This window comes from Streptomyces sp. WELS2 (assembly GCF_013870595.1).
Taxonomy (GTDB): Bacteria; Actinomycetota; Actinomycetes; order Streptomycetales; family Streptomycetaceae; genus Streptomyces.
In genome coordinates this window covers 1-11,672 of sequence record NZ_JACBWZ010000132.1, presented here as the reverse complement: position 1 = coordinate 11,672, position 11,672 = coordinate 1, and the positions used below count along the sequence as shown (strand labels likewise).

The 11,672-nt window shown below is 70.1% G+C and carries 12 protein-coding genes; 9 read left to right on the top strand and 3 right to left on the bottom strand.

Translation table 11 applies throughout. The features are described from left to right. Positions 1-169 precede the first annotated feature (169 nt). Complete coding sequence (locus H5J33_RS11320) at positions 170-883, top strand: demethylmenaquinone methyltransferase (protein WP_181794766.1); 714 nt, start codon at positions 170-172, stop codon at positions 881-883. Here H5J33_RS11320 and H5J33_RS36730 read toward each other — a convergent pair. Then, positions 870-1,187, bottom strand: a complete 318-nt coding sequence (locus H5J33_RS36730) for a PASTA domain-containing protein (RefSeq protein ID WP_181794765.1) — start codon at positions 1,185-1,187, stop codon at positions 870-872. The two genes, H5J33_RS11320 and H5J33_RS36730, sit on opposite strands and share 14 nt — an antisense overlap. Positions 1,188-1,416: 229 nt before the next feature. Here H5J33_RS36730 and H5J33_RS11310 point away from each other — a divergent pair, with 229 nt between their 5' ends. Then, on the top strand, positions 1,417-2,709 hold the full coding sequence (locus tag H5J33_RS11310) for a geranylgeranyl reductase family protein (protein ID WP_181794764.1): 1,293 nt from the start codon (positions 1,417-1,419) through the stop codon (positions 2,707-2,709). A 68-nt stretch (positions 2,710-2,777) separates the two neighbouring features. Here the strand turns inward: H5J33_RS11310 and def are convergent, their stop codons facing one another. After that, complete coding sequence (def, locus tag H5J33_RS11305; RefSeq protein ID WP_181794763.1) at positions 2,778-3,401, bottom strand: peptide deformylase; 624 nt, start codon at positions 3,399-3,401, stop codon at positions 2,778-2,780. A gap of 128 nt (positions 3,402-3,529) precedes the next feature. Then, a complete protein-coding gene (locus H5J33_RS11300; RefSeq protein ID WP_181794762.1) occupies positions 3,530-4,381 on the bottom strand; it encodes a C40 family peptidase in 852 nt (283 codons plus the stop codon). Positions 4,382-5,122: 741 nt separating this feature from the next. Here H5J33_RS11300 and H5J33_RS11295 point away from each other — a divergent pair. From H5J33_RS11295 to H5J33_RS11265, 7 genes are all read left to right on the top strand, one after another. Next, a complete protein-coding gene (locus tag H5J33_RS11295) occupies positions 5,123-5,482 on the top strand; it encodes an NADH-quinone oxidoreductase subunit A (protein ID WP_003992243.1) in 360 nt (119 codons plus the stop codon). Between the two features lie 12 nt (positions 5,483-5,494). Further along, complete coding sequence (locus tag H5J33_RS11290) at positions 5,495-6,049, top strand: NADH-quinone oxidoreductase subunit B family protein (protein WP_007383964.1); 555 nt, start codon at positions 5,495-5,497, stop codon at positions 6,047-6,049. 83 nt (positions 6,050-6,132) lie between these two features. Then, the gene (locus tag H5J33_RS11285; protein ID WP_399552808.1) at positions 6,133-6,849 is read left to right on the top strand and encodes an NADH-quinone oxidoreductase subunit C; all 717 of its coding nucleotides are present in this window, start codon (positions 6,133-6,135) and stop codon (positions 6,847-6,849) included. Next, entirely contained in the window at positions 6,846-8,171 is a 1,326-nt protein-coding gene (locus H5J33_RS11280) for an NADH-quinone oxidoreductase subunit D (RefSeq protein WP_181794760.1), read from the top strand. The genes H5J33_RS11285 and H5J33_RS11280 overlap by 4 nt, the downstream gene beginning before the upstream one ends. After that, a complete protein-coding gene (nuoE, locus tag H5J33_RS11275) occupies positions 8,168-8,950 on the top strand; it encodes an NADH-quinone oxidoreductase subunit NuoE (protein ID WP_181794759.1) in 783 nt (260 codons plus the stop codon). The genes H5J33_RS11280 and nuoE overlap by 4 nt, the downstream gene beginning before the upstream one ends. Next, entirely contained in the window at positions 8,950-10,296 is a 1,347-nt protein-coding gene (gene nuoF, locus H5J33_RS11270) for an NADH-quinone oxidoreductase subunit NuoF (RefSeq protein ID WP_220212219.1), read from the top strand. Before nuoE ends, nuoF begins: the two co-directional genes overlap by 1 nt. Further along, the coding region (locus tag H5J33_RS11265; RefSeq protein WP_181794757.1) for an NADH-quinone oxidoreductase subunit G at positions 10,293-11,672 on the top strand (1,380 nt) is incomplete at its 3' end. The genes nuoF and H5J33_RS11265, both read left to right, overlap by 4 nt.

Sequence of the window (11,672 nt, the reverse complement as noted above, 5' to 3'; positions counted from 1 at the left end):
CCACTTCGCCGTCTTCGACGCCGGGGACGAGTCGGAACCGGCCGCTCGGGGAGCCGGGACGTGCGTGGCGACGGTGCTCTCCGGCCGGCTGGTCTTCCGCCGACGCTGAGCGTCCGCGCGGGCCGCGCCCTGCCGCTTCGCCGCCGGACCCGGCTGCAACAATGGGCGGGTGACCCGCGCTTCCCTGAACAAGCAGCCGCACGAAGTCGCCTCGATGTTCGACGACGTGGCGGAACGGTACGACCTGACGAACGACGTGCTGTCGCTGGGGCAGGACCGGCGCTGGCGCAGGGAGGTGGCGAACGCCGTCGACGCCCGCCCTGCGCAGAAGGTCCTGGACCTCGCCGCCGGCACGGCCACCTCCTCCCTCCCCTTCACCCGGACCGGCGCGTACGTCGTCCCCTGCGACTTCTCCCTGGGCATGCTCCAGGTCGGCAAGAAGAAGCACACCTGGCTGCCGTTCACCGCGGGCGACGCGACGAGGCTGCCGTTCAAGGACGACACCTTCGACGCGGTGACGATCTCCTTCGGGCTGCGCAACGTCCAGGACACGGACGCGGCCCTGCGCGAGATGTACCGCGTCACCCGCCCCGGCGGACGCGTGGTGATCTGCGAGTTCTCGCACCCGACCTGGGCGCCGTTCCGCACCGTCTACACCGAGTACCTGATGCGCGCGCTGCCGCCGGTCGCCCGCGCCGTCTCCTCGAACCCGGACGCGTACGTCTACCTCGCCGAGTCCATCCGGGCCTGGCCCGACCAGCCGGGCCTCGCCGAGCGCCTGCGCAAGGCGGGCTGGTCGAAGGTCGCCTGGCGCAACCTCACCGGCGGCGTGGTGGCACTGCACCGGGGCTTCAAGGAGGACCCGGGCGTCAAGGAGAGCTGATCCCGGCCACCTCGTACGGGTCGTGCGGCCGGTCCAGCTCCCGCCGCAGGCCCCCGCGCGGCGGTCCCGGCACGCGCGGCTCGCGCACGCCCCCGCCGCCCTCGCCCTCGGCGAAGCCGAACCACACGTACACCTTCGAGTCCCGGGGCACTTCGGTCCCGGGCTGCGGATGCTGGCGTACGACGTAGTCCACGACGGCGAGGTGGAAGTCCGGGCGGTCCGGCGCGTCCAGCCACAGGCCCCGGGCCCGGGCGGTCTCGCGCGCGTCCACGGCCATCAGGCCGACCAGACGCGGGACGCGCACTTCGGGTGTCTTGGGTGGTATGTGCACAGATGTCACCCCCAGCGGTACTGGCAGGGTAACTCCGGGCGGTGCCGCCCGGAAGGCGTCGGTGCCTTTCCGTGACAGATGGACACGGAGAGTGACGGCCGTTGGGTGGCCCTTCGGCCGGAGGGCCAACCGCGCTGAATAGACTGCCCATGTCCCCGTGCCGGCCGGCACACACACCATTCGACCTTGGGGAGATCCCGCCGTGACCGTCGTGACCGAGCCGCTCTCCGAGAACACCGCCGACGTGATCGTCGTGGGCGCGGGGCCGGCCGGCTCCACGACCGCGTACCACCTCGCCAAGGCCGGACTCGACGTCCTGCTCCTGGAGAAGACCGAGTTCCCGCGCGAGAAGGTGTGCGGCGACGGCCTCACCCCGCGCGCCGTCAAGCAGCTCGTCGCCATGGGGATCGACATCTCCGAGGAGGCCGGCTGGCTGCGCAACAAGGGGCTGCGCATCATCGGCGGCGGCGTCCGCCTCCAGCTCGACTGGCCGGACCTCGCCTCCTTCCCGGACTACGGCCTGGTCCGCAAGCGCGACGACTTCGACGAGCAGCTCGCCCGCAACGCCCAGAAGGCGGGGGCGCGGCTGTACGAGCGCTGCAACGTCAGCGGCCCGATCGTGGACGACCGCACCGGCCGCATCACCGGCGTCACCGCCAAGCTCGGCGAGGACAAGCGCGAGGTCGCCTTCCACGCGCCGCTGGTCGTCGCCGCCGACGGCAACTCCACCCGGCTGTCCCTCGCCATGGGCCTGCACCGCCGCGAGGACCGCCCGATGGGCGTCGCGGTGCGCACGTACTTCGAAAGCCCGCGCCACGAGGACGACTACCTGGAGTCCTGGCTGGAGCTGTGGGACCGCCGCGGCCCCCAGGACCGGCTGCTGCCCGGCTACGGCTGGATCTTCGGCATGGGCGACGGCACCTCGAACGTGGGCCTCGGCGTGCTCAACACCTCCGACTCCTTCAAGGAGCTGGACTGGCGCGAGGTGCTCAAGGCCTGGTGCGCCTCCATGCCGGAGGACTGGGGCTACACCCCGGAGAACATGACCGGCCCGATCCGCGGCGCCGCCCTCCCCATGGCCTTCAACCGCCAGCCGCACTACACCAAGGGCCTGCTGCTCGTCGGAGACGCCGGCGGCCTGGTGAACCCCTTCAACGGCGAGGGCATCGCCTACGCCATGGAATCCGGCCAGATCGCCGCCGACGTCATCGTGCAGGCCCACGCGCGCGCCACGCCCGCCCAGCGCGAGACCGCCCTCCAGCGCTACCCGCGCGTCCTCAAGGACACCTACGGCGGCTACTACACCCTCGGCCGCGCCTTCGTGAAGCTCATCGGCAACCCGAAGGTCATGCAGATCGCCGCCCAGCGCGGCCTGACCCACCCGCTGCTGATGAAGTTCACCCTCAAGCTCCTCGCCAACCTCACCGACCCCACGGGCGGCGACGCCATGGACCGCATCATCAACGGCCTGACCAAGGTGACCCCGAAGGCCTGACGGCCACCGGGGCAGGACGGCGCCGGAGCCCGCCGAGGGGCGTCCGGCGCCACCGTGCGCGCGAGGGGTCAGGCGCCGAAAGCGGTCTCCTTGGCGGCCCGGCGGGCGTACACCTCGTCCCGGCGGTCCGTCATCTGCTGCAGCGCGTCCTTCCGTTCCCGCTTGGACAGCCGGTCCAGGTAGAGGTGGCCGTTGGTGTGGTCGGTCTCGTGGGCGAGGCAGCGGGCGAAGTACCCGGTGCCCTCGACGACGACCGGCCGGCCGTCCCGGTCCTGCCCGCGCACGACGGCCCGGTCCGGCCGCGGTACGGCCATCACGGCGCCGGGCACCGACAGACAGCCCTCGCCCTCCTCCAGCAGCCGTCGCTCACCGGTGGGCGTTTCGAGCACCGGGTTGACGATGTGTCCGACATGCCGGACACCGTCGTCGTCCGGGCAGTCGTACACGAACAGCCGCAGCCCGAGGCCGACCTGATTCGCCGCCAGCCCCGCTCCGTCGGCGACGTACATCGTGCGGAACATGTCGTCGATCAGCGCCGCGAGGTCGGGTCCGAACTCCGTGACGTCCCGGCACGGCTTGTGCAGCACCTCCTCGCCGACCTCGGTGATGCGCCGCACCGCGCCACGCCCCGCCTCGGGGGCGTAGCGCGGGTAGTGGTCGGCGGGATTTCCCTGTACGAACACGCGTGGCATCGCGTGGACTCCTTCGCCCGGACGCGGACCACCGGACGGCGGCCCGAGCAGAGCATGGCAGGGAACGCGCGAGGGCCGCTGCCCGGGGGCAGCGGCCCTGTAGACGCGCAAGAGGGCGCGGAGTGCGCTCAGAGCACCCGTACGGCGCCGGTGGGCGGGTCGTAGGACAGCGGGCGCTCCACGACACCGGTGGAGGAGTTCTGCGCGCCCACGAACATGCCGCCGCCGACGTACACCGCCACGTGGTACGCGCTGCCCGCGGGGCCCCAGTACAGGATGTCGCCCGGCTGGAGGTTGCTCAGCGAGACCTGGGTGCCGGCGGTCGACTGGTCCTGCGACACGCGCGGCAGGCTGACGTTGATCTGCCTGAAGGCCGTCTGCACCAGGCCGGAGCAGTCGTAGGCGGACGGGCCGGTGGCGCCGGGGACGTACGCCTTGCCGACCTGGGACTTGACGAAGTCGACGATCGTCGCGGCCGATCCGGTGGCCGTGGACGTGCCGGTGCCGGTGCCGGCCTCCGTGCCGGTGCCGCCGCCGAGAGTGGTGGTGCCGGTGTCGGCCGAGGTGGTGGAGAGCGTGGTCCGCGCCGCGGTGCGCGACGCGCGGGCGGCGGCCTCCTTGCGGGCTTCCTCCTCGGCCTTCTTCTTGGCCTCGGCCGCCTTCTTCTTGGCCTCGGCGAGGTCCGCCTCGGCCTGCTTCGCGGCCTTGGCGGCGGCCGCGTCACGCTCCGCCTGCAGCTGGTAGTTCGCGGCGGCCTGCTCGGTCGCGTCCGCGGACTGGGCCGCCTGAGCGGCCAGGTCGGCCGTCAGGGTGGGCAGTTCGAGGGTCTGCGTCACCGGCTCGGCCGCGTTCGCCGACCCGGACGCCCCGGCGACTGCCAGGGTGCTGAGGACGCCACCGGCAACTCCGGCCCGCACGGCGAGGGTCGACGCGCTGCGGCGGGGCTTCCGGTGGCTGCGTATGTGAGCGGTGTGGGACATGGGAACAACCGGTACCAGGGGCTCCTTCATATCTTCAAGAAACGTGTCGTGCGCCACAGTTGCTCAATCGAGACCTGGAAACCCGGGCGTGTCGCCCTTTATTGACGCCGTAACGGACATTGCGGACCGTCGTGATCATGCTCTTGATCACGGTCTTTGATCATTACGTCCGAATTGCCCCGCACCTACCATCGGTTGGGGTCGTTGGCCAAGCCCGGTTCTCATCGCCCTCTCATGGATGTGACGGAGGTCACGGAACGGCCGGTGGAACTCCGGCGTCCGGCGCGTGCGGACTTCGTGAACGCGTGCACGCGGGGGGATCCGCGTTCACACCCGCCCCGGAGTCCGCTCCGGGATGTGAACGGGCTCCATTATCAGATGCCTGCGCTCAGCACCAATTTGCATGCAGGCGAACTCTCTTGATATTGAGACGACCCCTCTAGCCTGCGCTGATAAGTAGGAATGTCACTTCTGGTGATCAACTGAACGCTTCCGGTGTGTAGATCACCCATCATCCGACTTCATGATCCTTCGTCAGGTGGTGGAGATCACAAAGCTTGTGCGATACCCCGTGTCGCAGATCACAGAGCGACAGGCATAAGATGCGAGGCAATCGGGCTTGTGACCTGCTTCACATGTTCTCGATCTTCGCCCGGGACGAGCGGGGTTCGTGGGACCGGTGAGGCGCGTGAGCCCAGTGATCCGCCAGCAGTCAGTGCCGACTGAGAGGAGCGAGGAGCGGTGAACGCGTATGCGCCCATCCTCGTACTGGGAGCCCTCGGGGCAGGCTTTGCGATCTTCTCCGTGGTCATGGCCACGCTGATCGGTCCGAAGCGGTACAACCGCGCCAAACTCGAAGCCTACGAGTGCGGCATCGAGCCGACCCCCACGCCGGCCGGCGGCGGGCGCTTCCCCATCAAGTACTACCTGACGGCGATGCTCTTCATCGTCTTCGACATCGAGATCGTCTTCCTCTACCCCTGGGCCGTCACCTTCGACGCCCTGGGGATCTTCGGGCTCGTGGAGATGCTGCTCTTCGTGCTCACCGTCTTCGTCGCGTACGCGTACGTATGGCGGCGCGGCGGCCTGGAATGGGACTGAGGGGCCTTTGACATGGGACTCGAAGAAAAGCTGCCGAGCGGCTTCCTGCTCACCACCGTCGAGCAGGCCGCGGGCTGGGTGCGCAAGGCGTCCGTCTTCCCGGCCACCTTCGGCCTCGCCTGCTGCGCCATCGAGATGATGACCACCGGCGCCGGCCGCTACGACCTCGCCCGCTTCGGCATGGAGGTCTTCCGCGGCTCGCCGCGCCAGGCCGACCTGATGATCGTGGCCGGCCGGGTCAGCCAGAAGATGGCGCCCGTCCTGCGGCAGGTCTACGACCAGATGCCCAACCCCAAGTGGGTGATCTCCATGGGCGTCTGCGCCTCCTCGGGCGGCATGTTCAACAACTACGCGATCGTGCAGGGCGTCGACCACATCGTCCCGGTCGACATCTACCTCCCCGGCTGTCCGCCCCGGCCCGAGATGCTCATGGACGCGATCCTCAAGCTCCACCAGAAGATCCAGTCCTCCAAGCTCGGCGTGAACGCGGAGGAAGCGGCCCGGGAGGCGGAGGAAGCGGCGCTGAAGGCCCTGCCCACGATCGAGATGAAGGGGCTGCTGCGGTGAGCGACGCGAAGAACGGCACCCAGGGCGCGAACGGGTCCGCGAAGGGTCCGGCGAACGGGTCCGCGAACGGTTCCGCGAACGGGGTGAACCCCGAGAAGGACCTCGCCGCGGCCAACCTCCCCGGCCGGCCCGGCCAGGGCGGCGAGGAGATCCGCGTCCAGCGCGGCATGTTCGGCGCCGGCAACGGCGGCGACACCTCCGGCTACGGCGGCCTCGTGCGCTCGGTCCGGCTCCCGGGACCGGCCACCCGCCCCTACGGCGGCTGGTTCGACGAGGTCGCCGACGAACTCGAGGGCGCCCTGGAGGAACAGGGACTGCTGCCCGGGAACGCCATCGAGAAGACGGTCGTCGACCGCGACGAGCTGACCTTCCACATCGAACGCGAGCACCTGGTCCGCGTCGCCCGCGTCCTGCGCGACGACCCGGCCCTGCGCTTCGAGCTGTGCACCGGCGTCAGCGGCGTCCACTACCCGAACGACAAGGGCCGCGAACTGCACGCCGTCTACCACCTGCGCTCGATCACCCACAACCGGCTGATCCGCCTGGAAGTCAGCGCCCCCGACGGCGACCCGCGCATCCCGTCCCTGGTCTCCGTCTACCCGACCAACGACTGGCACGAGCGCGAGACCTACGACTTCTTCGGGATCGTCTTCGACGGCCACCCGGCCCTGACGCGGATCATGATGCCGGACGACTGGCAGGGCCACCCGCAGCGCAAGGACTATCCCCTCGGCGGCATCCCCGTCGAGTACAAGGGCGCCCAGATCCCGGCTCCGGACCAGCGGAGGTCGTACTCGTGAGCAGCACCCAGTCAGCAGCCGCCCGGGAAACCACCGAGGGCACCGTCTACACGGTCACCGGTGGCGACTGGGACGAGGTCGTCCAGTCCGCGGCCCGTGCCGACGACGAACGCATCGTCGTCAACATGGGTCCGCAGCACCCGTCCACCCATGGAGTGCTCCGCCTCATCCTGGAGATCGAGGGCGAGACGGTCACCGAGGCCCGCTGCGGCATCGGCTACCTCCACACCGGCATCGAGAAGAACCTCGAGTACCGCACGTGGACGCAGGGCACCACGTTCGTGACGCGCATGGACTACCTGACGTCCTTCTTCAACGAGACCGCCTACTGTCTCGCCGTCGAGAAGCTCCTCGGCATCGAGGACCAGATCACCGAACGCGCCGAGATCATCCGGGTGCTCCTGATGGAGCTCAACCGGATGTCCTCCCACCTGGTGTGCATCGCCACCGGCGGCATGGAGCTCGGTGCCACCACGATCATGATCTACGGATTCCGTGATCGTGAAATGATTCTCGACCTCTACGAGCTCATCACGGGCCTGCGCATGAACCACGCGTACATCCGGCCCGGCGGACTCGCCCAGGACCTGCCGCCCGGCGCGGTGGACCAGATCCGCGAGTTCGTGAAGAAGATGAAGCGGAACCTCCCGGAGTACGACAAGCTCGCCACCGGGAACCCCATCTTCAAGGCCCGCATGCAGGACATCGGCTACCTGGACCTGGCCGGCTGCATGGCCCTCGGCGCCACCGGCCCGATCCTGCGCTCCACCGGCCTGCCGCACGACCTGCGCAAGGCCCAGCCGTACTGCGGCTACGAGAACTACGACTTCGACGTCCCGACCGCCGACTCCTGCGACGCCTACGGCCGCTTCCTCGTCCGCCTGGAGGAGATGCGCCAGTCGCTGAGGATCATCGAGCAGTGCCTGGACCGGCTCCAGCCCGGCCCGGTCATGGTCACGGACAAGAAGATCGCCTGGCCCGCCCAGCTCGCCCTCGGACCGGACGGACTCGGCAACTCCCTCGACCACATCAAGAAGATCATGGGCACCTCCATGGAGGCCCTGATCCACCACTTCAAGCTGGTCACCGAGGGCTTCCGGGTCCCGCCGGGGCAGGCGTACGCGGCCGTCGAGTCGCCCAAGGGCGAACTCGGGGTGCACGCCGTCTCCGACGGCGGCACCCGCCCCTACCGGGTCCACTTCCGCGACCCGTCCTTCACCAACCTTCAGGCGATGGCGGCGATGTGCGAGGGCGGCCAGGTCGCCGACGTCATCGTCGCCGTCGCGTCCATCGACCCCGTGATGGGAGGCGTCGACCGGTGACCACCTCTTCTTCGGAGCGGGGCATCAGCCTGGGCATGCCCGAACTGCCCGCACCGGCCTACCCGGACGACGTCCGGGCCCGGCTGGAGGCGGACGCGCGCGAAGTGATCGCGCGCTACCCCGACTCCCGGTCCGCCCTGCTGCCGCTGCTCCACCTCGTGCAGTCCGAGGAGGGCCACGTCACCCGCACCGGGATGCGGTTCTGCGCGGACATGCTCGGCCTGACCACGGCCGAGGTCACCGCGGTCGCCACCTTCTACTCCATGTACCGGCGCCGGCCCTCCGGTGACTACCAGGTCGGCGTGTGCACCAACACGCTGTGCGCGGTCATGGGCGGCGACGCCATCTTCGAGACCCTCCAGGAGCACCTGGGCGTCGGCAACGGCGAGACCACCGGCGACGGCAAGGTCACCCTCGAGCACATCGAGTGCAACGCGGCCTGCGACTACGCGCCGGTCGTGATGGTCAACTGGGAGTTCTTCGACAACCAGACCCCCGCGAGCGCCAAGCGCCTGGTAGACGACCTGCGCGCCGGGCGCCCCGTACAGCCCACGCGCGGGGCGCGCCTGTGCACCTTCAAGGAGACCGCGCGGATCCTGGCCGGCTTCCCCGACGAGCGGCCCGGGGCCGTCGAGGAGGGCGGCAGCGCGGGACCCGCCTCGCTGGTGGGCCTCCGCCTGGCCAAGGGAGAGGCCGCGCCCGCGCGCGTGGTCCATCCGCGGATCCAGGGAACCCCGGACGCCCCGTCGGCGGGCCAGGCCGAAGAGGAGGGGGAGTGATGACCGTGGTATCCGAGGTCAAGGACCCGAGCCCCGAGAAGCTGCTCGCGCCCGTGCTGTCGGCCTTCTGGGACGAGGACCGGTCCTGGACTCTGGACGTCTACCGGAGGCACGAAGGGTACGAGGGGCTCCGCAAGGCCCTCGCCATGTCGCCGGACGACCTGATCGCGTACGTCAAGGAGTCCGGGCTGCGCGGCCGCGGCGGCGCGGGGTTCCCGACCGGGATGAAGTGGCAGTTCATCCCCCAGGGTGATGGAAAGCCGCACTATCTCGTTGTCAACGCCGACGAGTCGGAGCCCGGGACGTGCAAGGACATCCCGCTCCTCTTCGCGAACCCGCACAGCCTCATCGAGGGCATCGTCATCGCGTGCTACGCCATCAGGTCGTCGCACGCCTTCATCTATCTGCGGGGTGAGGTCGTCCCCGTACTGCGGCGGTTGCACGAGGCCGTGCGCGAGGCCCACGCGGCGGGCTACCTCGGCGAGAACATCCTCGGCAGCGGGCTCGACGTGAAGCTCACCGTGCACGCCGGCGCCGGCGCGTACATCTGCGGTGAGGAGACCGCGCTGCTCGACTCGCTCGAAGGCCGCCGTGGTCAACCGCGGCTGCGTCCCCCCTTCCCCGCCGTGGAAGGCCTCTACGCCTGTCCGACTGTGGTGAACAACGTCGAGTCGATCGCCTCGGTTCCCGCGATCCTGAAAAACGGCAAGGAATGGTTCAGGTCGATGGGCAGCGAGAAGTCCCCGGGCTTCACGCTCTACTCGCTCAGCGGCCACGTCGCCAGCCCCGGACAGTACGAGGCCCCGCTCGGCATCACCCTGCGCCAGCTCCTCGACATGAGCGGCGGCATGCGCCCCGGCCACCGGCTGAAGTTCTGGACGCCGGGCGGCTCCTCCACGCCGATGTTCACCGACGAACACCTCGACGTCCCCCTCGACTACGAGGGCGTCGGCGCCGCCGGCTCCATGCTCGGCACCAAGGCACTGCAGTGCTTCGACGAGACGACCTGCGTGGTGCGGGCCGTCACCCGCTGGACCGAGTTCTACGCCCACGAGTCCTGCGGCAAGTGCACCCCGTGCCGGGAGGGGACGTACTGGCTGGTGCAGCTGCTGCGGGACATCGAGGCCGGCAAGGGCGCCATGTCCGACCTCGACAAGCTCGCCGACATCGCCGACAACATCAACGGCAAGTCCTTCTGCGCCCTCGGCGACGGCGCCGCGTCCCCGATCTTCTCCTCGCTGAAGTACTTCCGCGAGGAGTACGAACAGCACATCACGGGCCGGGGCTGCCCCTTCGACCCGGCCAAGTCCACGGCCTGGGCGGACCGCCCGGAGGTGAACGCATGACCGTGACCACGAGCGCCCCCGCCGGCGGGGGCGAGGCGGCGGTCCCGCCGGAAGACCTCGTCACGCTGACGATCGACGGCATCGAGATCAGCGTGCCCAAGGGCACCCTGGTCATCCGCGCCGCCGAACAGCTCGGCATCGAGATCCCCCGGTTCTGCGACCACCCCCTGCTGGACCCGGCCGGCGCCTGCCGCCAGTGCATCGTGGAGGTCGAGGGCCAGCGCAAGCCGATGGCGTCCTGCACGATCACCTGCACCGACGGCATGGTCGTCAAGACCCACCTCACCTCCCCGGTCGCCGAGAAGGCCCAGCACGGTGTGATGGAGCTGCTGCTCATCAACCACCCGCTGGACTGCCCGGTCTGCGACAAGGGCGGCGAGTGCCCGCTGCAGAACCAGGCGGTCTCGCACGGCAACGCCGAGTCCCGCTTCGAGGGTCGGAAGCGCACCTACGAGAAGCCCGTCGCGATCTCCACCCAGGTGCTGCTCGACCGCGAGCGGTGCGTGCTGTGCGCCCGCTGCACCCGCTTCTCCACCCAGATCGCGGGCGACCCCATGATCGAGCTGATCGAGCGGGGCGCGCTGCAACAGGTCGGCACCGGCGAGGGCGACCCCTTCGAGTCGTACTTCTCCGGCAACACGATCCAGATCTGCCCGGTCGGCGCGCTCACCTCGGCCGCCTACCGCTTCCGTTCCCGCCCCTTCGACCTGGTATCCTCGCCGTCGGTGTGCGAGCACTGCGCCGGCGGCTGCGCCACCCGCACCGACCACCGGCGCGGCAAGGTCATGCGGCGGCTCGCCGCCAACGACCCCGAGGTCAACGAGGAGTGGCTCTGCGACAAGGGACGCTTCGCGTTCCGCTACGCGCAGCAGCGCGACCGCCTCGAGACCCCGCTGGTCCGCAATGCCGAGGGCGTGCTGGAGCCCGCCTCCTGGCCCGAGGCGCTCCAGGCGGCGGCCGAGGGCCTGTCCGCCGCGCGGTCCCGGGCCGGCGTCCTCATCGGCGGCCGGCTCACCGTCGAGGACGCCTACGCCTACAGCAAGTTCGCCCGCGTGGCGCTCGACACCAACGACATCGACTTCCGCGCGCGCGTGCACAGCGGCGAGGAGGCCGACTTCCTCGCCGCCCGGGTCGCCGGCCACGGCCGTGACCTGGACGGTACGGGCGTCACGTACACCTCCCTGGAGAAGGCGCCCGCCGTGCTGCTGGTCGGCTTCGAGTCCGAGGAGGAGGCCCCCGGCGTCTTCCTGCGGCTGCGCAAGGCCTGGCGCAAGCACAAGCAGCAGGTGTTCGCGCTGGCCACGCACGCCACCCGGGGTCTGGAGAAGACCGGCGGCACGCTGCTGCCGGCCGCCCCCGGCACCGAGACCGAGTGG